Genomic DNA, 17,524 nt, shown 5'->3' with positions numbered 1-17,524 from the left:
ATTAGAATGGATTTGTATTCATTAATGTTGCGTTTTTAATATACATGCGGTTGTTCAGCTTCAATTGCGCGATAATATAATCTGCAATATCTTCAGGGTGCATATATTGATCTCTTTTTTCATCTGGCACTAAGTTCAGTGCATCCGCCAAATCTGTTGCGATCGTACTTGGCGCTAATGCAGTAACACGAATATTGTTGCGGCGAACTTCTGCTGCAAGCGACTCTGTTAAGCCGATAACACCAAATTTAGAAGCACTGTATGCACTTGATGTTGCTGCACCATTTAAACCGTTTGTTGATGAAATATTAATAACATCACCTGCATTTTTTTCGATTAATTGCGGTACAATTGTGTGTGATACATAAAAAGTACCCATTACATTGATGTCGACAATTTCTTTAAATTCTGCCGGGTCCATATCAACGAGCTTTTCAAATTTCCCTACGCCCGCGTTGTTCACTAAAATATCCGTTAACCCCAACTCTTCTTTTAAGTGGGCAGCAGCCTTCTGTACTTGTTCTAAATTTGAAACATCCGCCACTGCATAGGCAGCTTTAACACCATGGCTTTCAATTTCTTTCGCCACTTGCTGTAGAGCTTCTTCCGAACGTGCAATGATCCCTACGTTCACACCCTCTTTTGCTAATGCTACCGCTACCGCTTTACCGATTCCGCGTGCAGCACCTGTTACAACCGCTACTTTACCTTGTAATGACTGACCCAATTTCATCGTCTCCTTTAAACACGTTATTCCAATAAAATTTTAACATAGTGAACTTCCATACGTCTTATATCGCGTTCGGTTGATGTATAGTTTTACTTCTCTAACTACGACGGTTAGAGAAATCTAAAATATTCTCAATTCGTCCTCTGTTGTAACGTTGCGTTAGGATAAATGGTACGTTGGCAAAAAGTGCATAGACAATGTTAATGGAGCCTGCCCAAACAGGATTCCACAGGAAAAATAGAGGCGCAGGCAAAATAAGCAGCCAATGAGTCATTTCCGCCCTTTTTGTTTCCGCTGCAAAAACTAGTAAATCTTCCCGCTTCGTACCATGCAGATGGCTTTTATTGTAACTTTTCTTTGCAATCGAAGATCCATCAATTAAGTGCTTTTTCCAACTCTTCACTAAAAATAATCGGTTCCAAATCTTCCCGTGCTCCTCCCACTTTGCAATACGGAAAAATACAACATCCTTCAGAAAAAAGCGTAAAGGAATTTTGAAACAGAGCGCTGAAATCGAAAAGTGAAGAACGAACCATGCCACTATGTTAACAACGAGAAGCCAAATTGCATTAATAACTGTCATACCTCTCTCCTATTACACTTTGATTTTTCTGCCTCTCCACATTACCGAATGCAAAACATGCGTACAGTATAATGAGTACAAAAATACGGCTGTAAAAAATAAAATAAAAAATGGATAGATTAAGAAAACGATGAAATGGAAATTCCCCGCTCTTCTCGCAAGAAAGTACAAATGCCCACCGTATAATAAATAAACGACAATACTGCAGAAGAGCGCTACAGAAGATTCCGTTAAAAAGGCCAGCAGGGGCGACAATGCTGCCATAATGACACCAAGAATCCAAAGCTGGATAAGCAGCATGACAAATTTATGAGTGGATTGGGAGGCTGTTGCTAAATTCTTTGTCCAGCCTTCCATTAGTTGCTTCGGTCCCTCTTCATACATACGCATATTAATAATCCCTTTTCCTGCATAATTGGTCACCGGCAAGTCTTTCGCTATGAAAACATCACTCAGCGCGAAGTCATCCATAATCGATTCTTCCGCAGCTTCATGTCCTCCCGTTGCAATATAGCTCTCCTTATCACAAAGAATACATGGTCCAAATGATCCTGCAGTTGCAAACTTTTCTTTCCAAACAGTAAATACATTCATTCCTGTCAGCACAATAATATTAAATATTACGGATAAATTTTCATATCGTTTTACAATTCGGTGATATGGCTGAATGGATAATATCCCTTTTCCTTCTTGCTTGCTAAAACTGTTTACAATGCGCTCAAGGCTGTTCTCAGCGGCAAGCTGAACATCCGCATCGAAAAACAGCAGCCATTCTCCTTTTGCAGATTGGGCCCCATACGCGCAGGCATTGGATTTGCCCGGACTCATCTTGCCAACTTGTTTACATTTTAAAACTTTCGCTCCGTATGACGATGCAACTTCAGCAGTATGATCTGATGAACCATCATCGACTACAATTATTTCAAAACGCTTCCAACTTTGCGCCTGTAGCGATTTTAGCAATGGCGGCAAACGTAGCGCTTCATTTCTTGCTGGTATGATAATAGGTAATGGTTGATTCCCCTCTTTTGCTGGCGGTTTTCTTGTAGACCAAAACATCAGCACACCACATAATAAACCGAGTAGGGATAGTATTTGCACCATCAAATACAAAGTTTCCATTAATCATGTTCCTTCCATTTGCATTTGTGTTTTAGCTAGTACTATTTACTTCTTCCTATCTCTTTCAATCAGTTTCTTAGCCACCTGCTGCCCGCTAAGCGTAACCATTGGCATACCGCCACCCGGATTGACAGTTCCCCCGACGAAATATAAATTGTCATAGCGTTCACTTTGCTTAGGGTGTTTAAATCCTTTATTCACTTTCTTATCGGATACAGTCCCGTAAATTGCCCCGCGGTCAGAAGAATACGTTCGTTCAATATCATGTGGTGTCCACATATCCTTTGTGACAATACTTTCTCTAAGGTTGTCCAACCCCATATTTTCCAGCTTTATTAATACCTTTTCCGCAAACTCGGTATACTGCTGCCGAGTTAGAGGCTTATCTTGAAGGTAAGGAATATGCGGAAGGATTTTAAGGTTCTCATGACCAGGCAGTGCTTGATTTGGATCTGTTTTATTCACATTTACTAAATAAATGACCGGATCATCTGGAAGTTGATGCTTCTCAAAGATCAGATTCATTTGACGTTTCATATTTTTAGAGAAAAAGAAATTATGATGGGCCAGTTGAGGGTAGCTGTTTTTAACCCCTAAATGTAAAACAAGACCTGAGCTTGCAGGTTCGAATTTTTCCTCTATTTTATCGGTATAGCTTTCTTTTTCCTCGGTCAGCTGTTTATAAGCCGGAATGACTTCCATATTGGAAACAAAATAATCAGCAGTCAGTTTCGTCCCATCATCTGTATAGGCCGCCGTAATAACTCGCTTGTTTTTATCCAGCTTCACGATCTTTTTCCCAAGATGGAATGTTACACCGATCTCTTCAGCCAACTTCACTAAAGCATTTGCTAAATTGTGCATTCCTCCAGGCACATACCAGATTCCCTGTGCATGCTGCATGTAAATCATCATATTAAGAACTGCCGGTGCATGATAGGCGGAAGATCCAACATATTTTACAATATAACTCAGCATATCCCGGAATTGCGGGTTCTTAATTCTTTTATCAATCGCATTGAACATTGTAGAAGATAAATCAAATTTCCTCAATGATTGAAACGCACCGTGAAATTGGAGCACTTCCTTTAGATTGTCTAACCCTTGATTAAAATAACCTTGCTCCGTTATCTCGTATAACCCCTTGGAATATTCCAGTAATTTATTGTATTGCTTTATATCTTTTTTCGTTAGAGACGGGTTCAAGTTTTCCATATCGCGCAGATTCTCATATAAATCTATTGTATTACCGTCCGGGAAAAATGAGCGCCACTGATGGCTCAATCGCTGAACCTTCACATATTCACTCATTTGTTTTCCGCTTTGCTGAAATAACGTTTCGAATATATGAGGCATTGTTAGAATCGATGGCCCTAAATCAAAACCAAAACCATCCTGCTCTAAACGGTTCAATTTTCCGCCTAGGTGATTGTTCTGTTCATATATATCAACATCGTATCCTTTTTGCTGGAGCGAAATTGCTGCAGATAAACCGCCAAGCCCTCCGCCTATTACAACTACTTTTTTCTTACCGGACATATTGTCTCCCCCTCTGTTTGCCTTTTCTTTAAACTCTAATCTGTTCTAACCGTTCCTGGGCAACAAAATTTCTTTTCGTTAAACAGTCGTATTGATTTTCCCGAATCACATTTAAAATCTCGCGGTAAACATTTGCCGCCATCATAAGCGGTTCTTTACTATCGTTATCAAATTTCACAAGATGATTTGAAAACTCATCATATAAAATTTCGGCTCGTACCGCCAAATGTTCCCAAAGCGTGATAAACGATTCATCAATTAACTGTTGATCCAGCTTTTCTTCGCCATATCCGAAGTGTAACCGCTCCATTACCGGAAGCTAAATGCGGTTCTTTTCATAAAAATCTTCGCCAATATCTCGTAAAATATTGGTAATCTGCATTGCAATACCGAGTTTAACCGCACTCTTTTTTAGATATTGGTGATTTTCCGTTGCAATAATCGGAAGAAGCATCAATCCTACAGAGCCGGCTACATAATAGCTGTACTCTTCTAATTGTTGGAGTGTTTTTGGTGAAGAAAATTGAATATCCATTTCTTGTCCTGTCAATTGATCGTAAAAAGGCTGAATATCCATATTAAATGTATTAAATACATGTCTTAGTGCTCTCCATAATGGATGATTCCGTTCTTCATGACGGCTGAAAAGATCGAGCTCATGGCGTAATTGATTTATAGCCGCACTCTTAAATGCAATAATTGGATTTTCGTCCACGCTATCGTCGGCTATTCTACAAAAAGCGTAAATTGCATAGACAGCATATCTCTTTTCTGCCGGAAGTCCTGAAAATGCAAAATAAAAGCTTTTGGAATGCTTTTTAATGATGTTTTCACAGTATTGTAAATCGGAGTTCAATTGGTGCTGTATCATATCAATTTCCCCTTTGTAAAATAGTTTAGTAGTCAAACTGAATCCCTTGATCATCTGAAATAAGTTCCTGAGCAGCTATTTTCGCAGAAAGGAGAACGATTGGCACACCTGCACCGGGATGCGTACTACTGCCTGTAAAGTATAGGTTTTCACAATGGGTCGCTTTACTTTGCGGGCGCATATGATTACTCTGTCTCAACGTCGGCTGCAATCCGAATGTTGCGCCATTGTATGCATTAAACCGCTGTTTGAAATCCATCGGTGTTGTGTACGATTCCGAGACAATTTCTTCTTCCAGATTTTCAAACCCTTTTATTTTTTTCATTTCATGAATCAAGTAATCACGGTAATATTGAATCGTTTCTTCATTCCATTCATACTTCGCTGTTGAAAGTTCAGATACCGGCAGCAGTACATAAATCGCTTCCTTCCCTTCCGGTGCCATCGACGGGTCAGCTTTTGACGGAATGTGAATGTAAAATGCGCCATCCTGAAGCTTTTCTCCTGAAAAAATATCATTTATATTTTTCTTCATCTCACTTTTGAATACAAAATTATGCACTCCTTCTACTTGATCGTATTTGCGGTTAGTTCCTAAATAAAGGAGAAAGCAGGAGCAGGAATATTTCATCGCATCGATTTTTTCATCTGTATATTTCCCTTTGGCTTTTTTATCTTGAACGAGCTCTTTCATTGCATAAGGAAAGTCTGCGTTACACATAACGTAATCCGCCTTTTCCTTTCTCCCATTTACGTAAATCCCATTGGCACGACCGGACTCGATGGAAATTTTCTCGACGTCAGCATTGTAGTGGATCTTACCACCAAGTTCATAAAACAGTTTTTCCATCGATGTCGCCATTGTGTGCATCCCGCCTTTGATAAACCAAACTCCGTACAAAAATTCAATCATAGGAATAATCGAGTACAGTGAAGGCCCGTTATATGGGGAGATGCCTATGTACAATGTTTGAAAACTAAGCATATTTTTAATTCGTTCATCTTTAATATATTTACCAATGAAATGATCAGCGCTGTCGAAGGTTTTTAATTTCAAAGTTTGCTTAATCATAAATGGATTGTAGAAGTCTTTAAATTTGCGGAAAGGTCGTTGGATAAAATAATTTTTTGCAACGATAAATCGTTTATATATTTCCTGTAAGTAATCCAGAAAGCCTTGTGCATCATCAGGGTTTATACTTTCCAGTGTTTTCATCATTTCGGTTAAGTCTGACGATCCTTTATACGGGCGGTCCATCTCATCTTTAAAATAGACTTGAAACATCGGATCGAGCTTCTCCATTGGTATGTAGTCATCAGGATCCCGGCCGCATAATTCGAAAATCTCCCTATAAAGTTCCGGCATCATCACAATGGTTGGCCCCAAATCAAACTTAAAACCATCCTTTTCTATTCGATGCATTTTTCCGCCCGGCATTGTTTCCTTTTCAAACAGTTCCACTTCGTAACCCGCTTGCTGTAGACGAATTGCACTAGCCAACCCTGCTACACCCGCTCCAATAACAATGACTTTTTTTCTCATATTTGCGCTCCCCTACTAATTATTAAAATGACATTTTCTTTTTCTCATATATGTAGATTGATAACTTTTTTTGTCAAACGTTATACATTTAAATCAATATTGTATAATCTTTACCAATAATGCATTTTCAATTTTTTTACTTTTACTCTAAAACGTTTACCCTTTATTTCTTGATTTCAATCCTAATTAATAGGTAACTTTTTCAGATTTATTGTTCGAATTTAAATTCCAATCCTTTTACAATTTCCATTAAATTTTATTACCTTTGTATAACGTTTATAGAGGGCAATCCAGCATCAGCCAAACAAAAAAGACACTAATTCAAATTGAATTGTGTCTCCGTTACTTATAGCTCTGTTACCTTAATCTTGCCACGCCAAATTTCTATACAAGCTTCTGTACATGTAAAAACTATAGGGATTGATTGCATAACGCCGCTTATTACAACGTGCCTATACGAAATGTATTGTTTGAATATGTTCAATATTTACATACGTTCGTTTCTCTTTCGCTGTTTTCAGCTCGAGCATCTTAGCTTTCGCCTTGTGGAATTGGTTTGAAATTAGTGTAATTAAAAAGAAAAATATAGGTTAATCCTCAATAGGTTTTGGTGCTGGTGTAGTCACATTGGATGGAATAACAACATGATTTGCAGTACCATCTGAATTTTTCGCCTGAATTATATTACCGAAATTATCAACAGTAAAGAAGTAGATTTTTTGTCCACCACCAAATACATTTGTCGCATTGGATGGTAAAGTTAAATCCCAGATTCTGCTTCCGTCACGAGCTTCGTCCATAATATTTGTTCCAGCTATAGTCATACCTGTTATTTTTGTTCCACCTTGCGCTGCTCTTCTTGCGTCTTCAAAGGTTGGAGGTGTAGATGCATTACTATTCATAACTGCATAGTAGAAGCGTTGACCGTACTTCACTGGTATACTAGACTCCACTCGAATTCGAACAAAGTAGTTTCCATAGTTCGTGATTTCTTTAATATTAACTGCCAGTGCTTCAACCGGGTAAATATACTTACCAATCTTGGAAATATCGAATCGATTATGACCTTTATAATCATATACATCAACCGAATCATCCATTGTAACTGTTATTGTTTTATTAGCAGTTGTAACATCTTTTGCTTTTAATACTAAAGTGGATTGATTTGTTGTAGCTGGAGTTCCTTCAGTATAAGAAACAAATTCAAAATTTTCTTCCGTTACACCGTCTCCCGCAATATTTAAAATTCCTTTCCAGTTGGAAGAATTTAAACTGCTCTTATTAAAGTTATTTACCGTATTTTGGCGCATTATTGTTTCATTGAATGTAATCGTAAATTTCAATTGATCAGCATCACTCGAATTTAACTTTTCTCTATAAATCAAAGCTTCATTTTCCATTAAAACGTATGCTTGGTCTATCGGTTTCACCGCATCATTTCGAGTGGAATCGATAATATACGGCTTCACACCATCTGTATAAAAATTCTCAACAATTAGTTCGCCATTTGGCTGATCTGAAGAGGTTAACGGTTTGTCCTCATCTACTTTTCGAACAGTAAAGTTCCCGTATGCATCTTCCACACCGATTAAAAAGTTGTATTCCATATGAGGGTCAAGATTTTCGATTGTTACTGTAGGATTCCCAACCTCATATTCTTTCGAAATATATTTTCCTGCTTTAATTCCAAAGTCTTTAAAGTACTGCAAACGTGCAGCATTATTATACGTGTTAATATCATCAATAATATTTATATCTCTACGTGTCGTATTTAGGGTGCCATTACCCGTATTGAAATAACTTTCTCCCGAAGAGTCTTTATTCCAAATATAATTGTTGTTATTTGGCGGTAAATCCTTCTTATATTTTGGAATTGCAGCAACATGAAGTGTACCGCTTTCATCCGCATTAAATGTTATTAAGGCTGTTTTATTTTTATAACTATCATTACCTGTCACCGGTGCTTGAATTTTATAATTCGAAGTTAAAGGTGGCTTCGTATCAGTAATTAATGTTTTTTGATCCCATACCGAGATTTTTCCTGAACGGTCCTTCAGCAAAATATAAATGGCGTAATCTTTAAATTCACTAACTCCACTTGGTCTTGAAATAGGTGGCAACTTAATTTTCCCTACTTCAGCCGGCCCTGAACCTTTAGCTAAATAATCATTTAAGCCGTTTGACTGAAAAGCCCCTGTTACTGTTTCAGAATCAAATTCATCTACAAAATCGCGTGGTGTAATATTAGAGTTTTTATCAAAATACCCCTTCTCTAATATCATGTAATAGTAAGTACCAGCTTTATTAGTCGTTACATCAATTAAAAATTTATTGTCTGTTGGTGAAGCTTCCACTTTATCGATCTTTAATTTTGGTGCTAATGCATCAGTATGGTTATAAACCGCATAGTTACGTGGCGGATTTCCTCCTGGAGCTGTTAGTGCACTTTCAAATTCATTTTCCGCTAAGTCTTTTACTCCTGGTAATATCGTTGTACGAATTGTATCCCCATTTACTAACGCTGTAACAGAAGGAATTTTAATACGAATACGTTTATTCGAGTAAACTACTTCACTTGGTTTGATTTCCTTTTGACCTGTAATATTGACGATACCGGTTCCTGATAATACATAGTTATTAACATTTTCAGCACTTGCTTTATCTAACTCTTCACTGACTGAAATGTAGAAATAACCTTCATTTGAATTAGATGAGCTTGCAGGCATTAATTCTGAATTAATAACATAAGGGTAAGTCGTATCCGGTGCTTCGGTCTTCAACGTAATCTTCGGTGCAGGGTTACGCATTTTATTACCTGATTTATCAACCATCACTGCATATATTTCATACTCTGTATTCGGCTTAATATCGCCGATCGCCGGAGTTGCACCATATTTCGTTTCGGTAATAACGATATCATCGGGTTTTGTAATAGTTCCTTTTCCTGTATAGCGCTTCATAATTTCATCGACAGTCGGATCCGGCATCGTAACTGGAGACTTTTCACGAATATAATAGTAGTATTCGCCCGGCTCGGTAATTCCCTTAATAACAAATTGCACGCGCTTTCCGCCGTACATCGTTTCGCCTTTATCGAGGCGGAATGTCGGTGGTCGGTTATCGATTGTCGAGAATTCCTGTTCTTCCTTCTCCGATACATTATCCGCATCATCAATTACAATTGCATAAATGACATAGTCCGTCATCGTTTCCAGACCGGGTACAGTAAATTGCACAGGCTCGTCCATTACGATTGGCCCATTGCCGTTGTATTTTGTACCGCCAGTTTTAATCTCGCTGATTGTTGGCGCTTTTTCATCTGCTTTTTTAATAACATAGTAGTACGTTCCATCTTCATCCGCTGTTAATGTCACATCGGCTGTCGATCCGCCCGCTGCCACATCCAGCTGTGTAATTGTAGGGGACGTAACATCAGTAATAATTGTATTTTCCACCGGATCACGGTCAACCGCTTTTCCGTTTTCATCTTCTACATACCCAATGTTCGGATCATCCGTTTTATAATCGTCAAACACATCGTTTACGGTTTTATTGTTCGGCATAATTGCTTTAGAAATATAGGCATGTGTACCAAGATTCGTAAAGCCGTTGCTTGATGTAATGTAATAATAATCATATGTGCTGTCTGTATTCAGGTACACATTTTTCAACGTGTTTTTATACATGTATTGAATATCATGAACACCATAAATCGAAACATTATAATCCGTATCGATATACATCGCGGTCGGGCTCGCATACAATTCCATGTTTGCTACATTTCCCTGTACTGTCAGGCGGTCGATATCATAGTTGGCCTTTAAAAATGTACGGTCAGCAGTTACATACAAATGACGTATATCCGAGTTTTCAAAGTCAACATACTTCTTAACGTTTGCCATACGTTCTGTGTATTTTTGCAGGTGCTCAGGCTTTGTCGGGTCCGGTTTATCCTGCAATGTTTCTTTATCAACAGGGTTCAGGAAATCTTCGTTTTTAGGATTTGTTGGTGTTTCCCAATCGATAAACGATGCGAAGTTTCCTATACTTGCAATACGCACATTCCCCAATGCTCCAAGCGAACGTCGTGGTGCTTCCGCAACTTCTACACGTCCGGTAAAATTAATATTTTTGAAGCGCACATAGCTTCCATGAACGACAAGTTCCCCTGCAAACGAAGAATAGCCCCCATCAAGCGCCAATAAACGCGAAGAATTTCCGCTCGCATTGATTGTCAGCTTCGAAATACTTTGAAGGGTCTTTCCTGAATAGCTTCCCTCGATGTAAGCACCTTTTAATACATTTTGATTTCCTGCATTAATGATACTGCGTAAATGGGATGCCGCCATGTACGCGACACCGTTTATGTATATTTGATTCCCTACAATATCCCCGACTGTGTAGACAGGATTGCCGCGGTCCGCTTTTTCTGCACGCCAAATAAATGTCGCCATCTGCCCGCGTGTTACGGTATTAAAAGGATCAAATGAAACAGGTGTTTTTCCTTTTGTAACATTTAAATCGTATAGTGTCTGTATAAAATATACATTGGCATTTTTATTTGAAACGTCCTTGAAACCATGGTTAAGTTTTGTGGAAATGCCAAACTTGAAGCCAAGCGTTAAAATTTTCGCCATTTGTCCACGTGTAATCGGCTCTTTTGGTTTAAAGGTTTTATCTGAATAACCACTAATTACACCCGCCTCTGCCAATGCGGCGATGTAACGGTAGTATGGATTATTCACCGTCACGTCTTTAAAGCCGGGGTTTTTTGGATTTGTTATATTTACATCAATCGTCAGTGCCAGCATTTTTGCGGCATCTTCACGAGTAATTGCTGCATTTGGTTTAAATGTACCGTTTGAATAGCCTGTTGCAATTTTACGATTAGCTAAATCAATAATAGGCTCATAATAATCCGCATTTGGGTTTAAATCACTGAATGAATAGGCATTTGCCTGGTGGGGTATTGCAACTAGCACACCACTTGTCGCCAAAACCGTTGCGACCGCTGCCTTTGAGAGTTTTTGTGCTTTTTTCGAGTCCATGTTAGAAAATCCCTCCTTTTTGAAATGTCGTAACATGTTCAATCTAGTAAAAACTTCTATTATTTATATCGGCTAACCGTGCGCAAAACTGTATGAAATTTATGCAGTTTTTCATTTTTATTCTGGTTTTCTAAATTTGGACAAAAAAAGGAACGATCCTGCTCCGACTTGAATGTCATAAAGCAAAATCGTTCTATAAATAAATAGCCAACCATCCATACTTTACCCTAGCTAAAAACTTTCTAATCTTTAATAGGGTTTCTATACTTAGTTAATATTCACTAAAATACCATTATATTACTAACTATAGATACTTTTTTTAAAAAACAGTAAATAATCTATCTCTGTTTGTTTTTCCTATATTTCTGCACAATTTGCTTATTTTCGCACTATAATTTTCAGAGTATTTAAAATATAATAGATAATAGAGAATTAGAAAATAAGGGGACTCTTTTTCTTATATTTATATTTTAATGAAAGTGTTGGCATATTCGGATCTTTTTAAAGCTCTCGATTTGGGTTGGTTCTACTTTTCACTCAGAACTTTCCACTTTATCACCAATACTTTCTACTTTCAGGCAAAGGTTTTCTACTTTCCATAATTAACATTTAATACTTCAACAACAACTGTTCAACACATAAGGGGGATGGGTATGACTATTTTAAATGGGTTAAAAGTTTTGGATTTTTCTTCTCTATTACCTGGACCGCTTGCGTCCATGATGTTTGCGGATCTCGGGGCAGATGTGATTCATGTGGAGTCAGAGCGCCGTGTTGATTTAATGCGGATTATGCCGCCGTATGATGAAAATAAAGAATCTTACTTCCATCAGCATTTAAACCGTTCAAAAAAATCTTTGCAGCTCAATTTAAAGTCTGCGGAGAGCATTGAAATCATTAAAAAGCTTATCCAAGATTACGACATTGTCATTGAAGGGTTCCGTCCTGGTGTGATGAAGCGCCTAGGAATCGACTATGAAACACTGCGTGAATACAACCCGCGTCTCATTTACTGTGCAATTACAGGCTATGGGCAAACAGGGCCATATGCAACGCGGCCAGGCCATGATAATAACTATTTATCAATTGGCGGGGTGCTTCATCATTCCCGTTTAAAGGATAAAAAGCCTGTTGCAATGGGTATTCAAATTGCGGATATTGCAGGGGGGACGATGCATGCTGCTATCGGAATATTAGCTGCTGCTCTTCACCGTGAAAAAACGGGTGAAGGAAAATTTATCGATGTTTCAATGACCGATGCGATGTTTTCGATGAATGCTTTATACGGGACGCAATATCTTGGAAGCGGCCGTCCACCTCAGCCGGAAGAGGAAATTTTAAATGGCGGAACATTTTATGATTACTACCGTACGAAAGACGGTCGTTACTTTTCAGTTGGCAGCCTGGAGCCACAATTCCGCAAACTTCTATGTGAAGCGCTTGGCATTCCGGAACTGATCGACAGCACATTTAATGACTCCTACTATACACAGCAACGCTTTAAAGAAGCAGTTACCGATGCGTTTTGCTCGAAAACATTTGATCAATGGCTTGAAATTTTCAATGAAGATTTCCATGGATGTGTGGAGCCGGTACTTACATTTGACGAAGCTTGCGAACACCCGCAAATTAAAGCGCGGAATATGCTTGTAGATGTTCAGAAACCGGACGGATCCTCACAGCGCCAAATTGGAACAGCCTTAAAAATAAGCGGTGTTGAACCGACTTACAAACATGTCGGGGCAAAAATAGGTGAACATACCGAGGAAATTTTAACTGCTTACGGCTATACTAAAGAACAAATCGAACAGCTAACAAACGATGGCGTATTACAATAAAACAAAAAGGTGAAGCATGCATCGGCATTGCTTCACCTTTTCATTATTAACATAATACAACACGGCGCTCAATAAACTGGCGCAAATATTGGAAATGATGCGGTATGAGCAAATATTTCTTATAGACCGCTAACAGTTTCTCCACTAGCAGGTCTTCTTCAGCCCAAAACAGTATTTTCAGCAAGTTGCATATATGTTGTGATGTCATTTCAGCTATACGATAATAATCATTGTTTTTATTTGAATATTGCTGTTGCCAAATAATGATTGATTCCCGGATATTTTGTGGAGACCCATCAACTAATTGAGCAATATCACGTTGAACAGTTGCCTCGATCATATGCAGAATTGTTTCCGTTTCGTCGGCATGAAGAAGCTGAAATATGGCTGCACATGACGCAAGCTCATAATTTTTTAACAGCTCTATCCCAAGCTCAAACTGCTCCTCTTTTACAACACTATTAATCAGTTCATAAAAGACATGCTCCAAGTAGTTTTCCCGGTAATCTTTCACAAGTGTATCGGGCTGCGGGTTCATGCTGCTCAACACATCTGCATATTCAACAACAAGTTCGATTGCATGATTATTTATCCGCTCCTCCTCAATTAAATACATCCCTTGCAGCAAAATACTCCGATAATCTCTTTTATAAACCGCTTCCTGAAACAACATATAGCCAAGCAGTGTTTGCTCTTTCGTATTCAATGCAAACTTTCCGGTTGACCAATTTTCCAGTAATGCCTGAATGCATTTTCGAAGCTTCAGCATGTGGCGTCGCCCGCTCGTAAAATGCGTGCGGACATTTAATAGATGCAGCTGCTTTACTTCATCCGATTTCGGATTTTCATAATCAATCTTCTGTACAAGCTTATGAATGATTGTCGCTATCCGATTCGCCGTCAATTGTCCGGCAAGCAATGCTTTAAAATGCTTCATTAATTCAACAGGTTTCGTAATTTTTCTTAAAGGTACTTGTAAAAAAAGTGAATAAATCTTTTTCGCACCAATTATTTCCCAGTACTTTTCATTCGCACAATAAATCGGTTGCACAAAAAAATGATTGTTCACTTTGTACACATAAATTTTCTTAAGTTCTGTTTGTATATGAGATACAGGGACTGGCTTTGAAAAAATATATTCAATCAGCTGGTCAAATGCCACTTCCCCCTGTGTATGTAAAAATGAAAATAGCGCTTTTCTGTTTTGCTGCTTGGCAAAAAACTGCTCCATTTTTTCATTCACTGTATTCGTCTCGTTAACTGAATCATAAAAAAATAAATCTAATCTTCCCCAATAGTTTTTGATTAACTGAAAGCAAAACTTCTCTGCACGCTCCTGCTCCAACAAAAATTCATTGCTTTGTATAGGTGCGCCCCAAATCGCAGTTTGTTTTACAAATAGAAACTTTTCTTCCAAAGCTTGCTCTAGCTTTTCCCCTGTTTGTCCGTTCGTCTGTTGAAAGAGCTGCTCATCAAATGAAAGCAACAACAAAGATCCCTCCATTTTTTCCACCTTATTTCTATACAAAAATATACCAAAAAATAAATGTGTATGTAACGTTTTTAATTTTTTTACTTTCCTTCATGCTGATTCCACAAAAAAAAGCATATCGCTTCATTTGCAGCAATTCGTATGAAATCTTGCTTTATACATACGTACTAACAATAGAAATCGATATGCCTCATAGCTATTCGTTATGCAAAATAGAGGTCACGATAATTTTTGATGGATTGGCTTGCACTGGTTTGCTTTTTGTTGCACGATCATAAAAAACGAACAGCATCTTTCCTTCCAAATCTTTCTGATCCACGCGCTTTCCAGTCAAATCCACAATTTCTGTTTTTTCACTGACATGGAGTTTAAGCTTCAGCTGATCACAGTAAAGCTGCCGATCAAATGCACCGACACATACTTCGCCATCTTTATCAAACTGATCAAAAATAATCAGTAGTGGCGTTGTATGCGGCGGGGAAACCATCGGCAACGGATTTCTGGAATCAATAAAGGCAATAATTTTCGCCTTGACCGGAATGGCAGATGCCCCAATTTGGTACCCGTCCTTTGTCATTAAAGGCGTTTTTGATGTAATTTGAAATATGACTTTCTTATTGCCGTCTTTTTCACTAATTGCTTCAATAATACCAATACCTGACTGAACGCTAATTGAGATGACAAGAGCTTCTATTTTCTTGATCAATGGCTGCATCGCTTCATCCCCTCTACTTTTCTAGTAATTTCCTATTTCCCGAAAAATAAAGAACAAAAACTTATCTAATTAACTATGACATTGCTGCTTTGATAAACGGTATTCAGTCGTACTGACGCTTAACTGTTTTAAACAGTCGTGCTTTTTTCAGAAGTGTTTTTGGTATTTGAACTGTAGCGGTCACAACACCCGGATGTCGTCCTATTTCAATTCCACCGGTAATGGTTGCACGGTTTCTCACTTCTTCCACTGTCAGTTCAAATAACTTTGCCGCGCGCTCGAGTGCATTTTCTGTAGCCACATTTAAGTTAATCCCTGTTCCTACAATCGATAACGGGAAACTTTCCTCAACCTGCTTCACACCAAATTCCTCTGCCAAATCACGAGCAATGCGCTTTTCTTCTTTCGTAAAAGGTTTTGCGGTATAAGGCAAATCTTCAACATTCGGCAGCAAGATAGGACCGTCCAAATTTACTTTTTTCAGTACACTTACCTGTAGCTGTACAATACCCGATACATCAGTCGTATGTCCGGCAATTTCACCATCGCCCTGCATTGCATGCATATCCCCTACATATACACCCCCACCAGGAACCTTTACAGGACAAATGACAACTGCCCCTTCGCGCACACGGTTAATATCCATATGTCCATCTGTACGGTGGATATTCAGCTCGTCTTCGGTCATTGTAAATTCATGTGGCGCTCCAATTAGAAATGTTCCGAAATCACCAGCATTATGAGAATCCGGCATCGCTTTTGACGGCGTTGTCCCAAGCTGTCCAACAAACGGACGCATTCTTGCTAGTACCCCGATCAGGTCACTCGGCGCGAATGAAGTAATCGGATTTTGAATCGAATTTTCCGGAGTTCTCATATAATTTTTGCTGTCTTGGGCAATCCGGCGAGCAGCTTCTTTTCCGACCGTCAATCCGACATTCCCTTTTGAATTAAATGCCATCGTATAGCCGTTGGAAATTTTAAATGGTGTTGTATCCGTCCCGCATGTCATACATTTTACCGACTCCTGACCGATTCCTTGTACAATTGTCGGCGGATGTAGCTTCCCGCACCCCGGACATTTCACCTTTACGAAAGGATCCCCGATAAAGCGTTCATTTTGTGCTTCGTCTGTTCCCGAAGAAGTCGCAATCGATGTAACTTGAATCGATTTAATTTGAATAACGATTGCATCCCCGACTTCCGCCCCTTCCACATATACGGGCTTTGTTACTTCGTGCCCCCCGCGAATCGTCGGTGTAATCATTGGGCCCCAACAACCAGGTGCTGTATTGGCAATGATTGTACCCCCATCTTTTAAAGGTCCTAACATTGGTGCATTCGGATTTAACACACCATCTGTAAATTCATTGACGAAAATTGTTTCGGCAGCCTGAATAACTGGTTTATCCCGGTATACCGACTCTCCTGTTAATTGTCCATTCACTGTTGTTAGTTCATTTACCATTAGAACCCCTCTTTTCCTTCAATTTTAAGTAAATTCAGTAAATTTAAAACCTATCTTCATTATACAAACTTTTTACACTATAAGTTGGATTTGACTCCTTATAAAAGCAAAACTTTTATCTATCTTATATAATGTGAACAACTAGTAGATTATGCAAAAGTGGAATGGGAGGATGACTCTTTTATGAATCAAAAAAAGACGGAAATCCTTTGGCGTGAGGAAAAATACAATGTGATGTTTTATAGCCAAAATCATTACAATGTAATTCGTCAGGCGATGAAAAATAAAGCCTCTTATGAAGAAATTTCAGCGCTGATCGAACAGGCATTAAGCTTAACACCAACAGAAGGCAGCATGCGCAATGCTTGCCAACATATGTGGGGTTATTTTAAAAAGGTTGCAACCGAAGAAGAGAAAAAACAGTATGAACAATTGATACAAAGAACAAACTTCAGTGAACTACTAACCTTTTTAAAAGGACTGGCTGAGAAATACGAAGTAACGTATTTATTGGAAAGCCGGGTATTGAAGCGTTAAAAAAGAAAGAGAATCAATGAGTACAAAAAATCCCCTTA

General features: G+C 38.6%; 11 protein-coding genes and 1 pseudogene. 2 read left to right on the top strand and 10 right to left on the bottom strand.

Annotated elements, in window-relative coordinates; translation table 11 throughout:
* Position 1 precedes the first annotated feature (1 nt).
* The 7 genes and pseudogenes from B5473_RS00995 to B5473_RS00965 all read right to left on the bottom strand — a co-directional run bounded on the left by B5473_RS00995 (position 2) and on the right by B5473_RS00965 (position 11,436).
* Complete coding sequence (locus B5473_RS00995; RefSeq protein ID WP_079523265.1) at positions 2-727, bottom strand: 3-ketoacyl-ACP reductase; 726 nt, start codon at positions 725-727, stop codon at positions 2-4.
* A gap of 100 nt (positions 728-827) precedes the next feature.
* Positions 828-1,313, bottom strand: coding sequence for a glycosyl-4,4'-diaponeurosporenoate acyltransferase CrtO family protein (locus tag B5473_RS00990; RefSeq protein ID WP_079523264.1), 486 nt, complete (start codon positions 1,311-1,313; stop codon positions 828-830).
* 12 nt (positions 1,314-1,325) lie between these two features.
* Positions 1,326-2,417, bottom strand: a complete 1,092-nt coding sequence (locus B5473_RS00985; protein ID WP_254865211.1) for a glycosyltransferase — start codon at positions 2,415-2,417, stop codon at positions 1,326-1,328.
* A 63-nt stretch (positions 2,418-2,480) separates the two neighbouring features.
* Positions 2,481-3,974, bottom strand: a complete 1,494-nt coding sequence (locus B5473_RS00980) for a phytoene desaturase family protein (RefSeq protein ID WP_079523262.1) — start codon at positions 3,972-3,974, stop codon at positions 2,481-2,483.
* Positions 3,975-4,002: 28 nt separating this feature from the next.
* Positions 4,003-4,845 (bottom strand): annotated as a pseudogene (locus tag B5473_RS00975) (phytoene/squalene synthase family protein).
* A gap of 25 nt (positions 4,846-4,870) precedes the next feature.
* Positions 4,871-6,388 carry a phytoene desaturase family protein gene (locus B5473_RS00970; RefSeq protein WP_079523261.1) on the bottom strand — a complete coding sequence of 506 codons (1,518 nt, stop codon included), beginning with the start codon at positions 6,386-6,388 and terminating at the stop codon, positions 4,871-4,873.
* A 590-nt stretch (positions 6,389-6,978) separates the two neighbouring features.
* The gene (locus tag B5473_RS00965; RefSeq protein ID WP_176141990.1) at positions 6,979-11,436 is read right to left on the bottom strand and encodes an S-layer homology domain-containing protein; all 4,458 of its coding nucleotides are present in this window, start codon (positions 11,434-11,436) and stop codon (positions 6,979-6,981) included.
* 653 nt (positions 11,437-12,089) lie between these two features.
* On the opposite strand from B5473_RS00965, the gene B5473_RS00960 reads away from it, so the two are divergent.
* Positions 12,090-13,274: a CaiB/BaiF CoA transferase family protein gene (locus tag B5473_RS00960; protein WP_079523259.1), complete on the top strand. Its 1,185-nt coding sequence runs from the start codon at positions 12,090-12,092 to the stop codon at positions 13,272-13,274.
* 46 nt (positions 13,275-13,320) lie between these two features.
* Here the strand turns inward: B5473_RS00960 and B5473_RS00955 are convergent, their stop codons facing one another.
* The 3 genes from B5473_RS00955 to B5473_RS00945 form a co-directional block, all read right to left on the bottom strand.
* Positions 13,321-14,763 (bottom strand): Fe-S-cluster redox enzyme, encoded by a 1,443-nt coding sequence (locus B5473_RS00955; RefSeq protein ID WP_254865210.1) that lies wholly within the window; start codon positions 14,761-14,763, stop codon positions 13,321-13,323.
* A gap of 199 nt (positions 14,764-14,962) precedes the next feature.
* Positions 14,963-15,481: a hypothetical protein gene (locus B5473_RS00950; RefSeq protein ID WP_079523257.1), complete on the bottom strand. Its 519-nt coding sequence runs from the start codon at positions 15,479-15,481 to the stop codon at positions 14,963-14,965.
* A gap of 103 nt (positions 15,482-15,584) precedes the next feature.
* Complete coding sequence (locus tag B5473_RS00945; protein ID WP_439848464.1) at positions 15,585-16,880, bottom strand: acetamidase/formamidase family protein; 1,296 nt, start codon at positions 16,878-16,880, stop codon at positions 15,585-15,587.
* A gap of 252 nt (positions 16,881-17,132) precedes the next feature.
* Here B5473_RS00945 and B5473_RS00940 point away from each other — a divergent pair, with 252 nt between their 5' ends.
* Positions 17,133-17,486: a YbgA family protein gene (locus B5473_RS00940; RefSeq protein WP_079523255.1), complete on the top strand. Its 354-nt coding sequence runs from the start codon at positions 17,133-17,135 to the stop codon at positions 17,484-17,486.
* Positions 17,487-17,524: the final 38 nt, after the last annotated feature.

Origin of the sequence: Solibacillus isronensis (assembly GCF_900168685.1) — a bacterium.
GTDB classification, from domain to species: Bacteria; Bacillota; Bacilli; order Bacillales_A; family Planococcaceae; genus Solibacillus; species Solibacillus isronensis_A.
This window is presented reverse-complemented; position numbering and strand designations above follow the sequence as displayed.

Excerpts from the sequence above, each read along its gene's own strand:
- B5473_RS00990 (WP_079523264.1), bottom strand. The coding sequence starts at position 1,313 with ATGACAGTTATTAATGCAATTTGGCTTCTCGTTGTTAACATAGTGGCA.
- B5473_RS00985 (WP_254865211.1), bottom strand. The coding sequence starts at position 2,417 with ATGGTGCAAATACTATCCCTACTCGGTTTATTATGTGGTGTGCTGATG.
- B5473_RS00980 (WP_079523262.1), bottom strand. The coding sequence starts at position 3,974 with ATGTCCGGTAAGAAAAAAGTAGTTGTAATAGGCGGAGGGCTTGGCGGT.
- B5473_RS00970 (WP_079523261.1), bottom strand. The coding sequence starts at position 6,388 with ATGAGAAAAAAAGTCATTGTTATTGGAGCGGGTGTAGCAGGGTTGGCT.
- B5473_RS00965 (WP_176141990.1), bottom strand. The coding sequence starts at position 11,436 with ATGGACTCGAAAAAAGCACAAAAACTCTCAAAGGCAGCGGTCGCAACG.
- B5473_RS00960 (WP_079523259.1), top strand. The coding sequence starts at position 12,090 with ATGACTATTTTAAATGGGTTAAAAGTTTTGGATTTTTCTTCTCTATTA.
- B5473_RS00950 (WP_079523257.1), bottom strand. The coding sequence starts at position 15,481 with ATGCAGCCATTGATCAAGAAAATAGAAGCTCTTGTCATCTCAATTAGC.
- B5473_RS00940 (WP_079523255.1), top strand. The coding sequence starts at position 17,133 with ATGAATCAAAAAAAGACGGAAATCCTTTGGCGTGAGGAAAAATACAAT.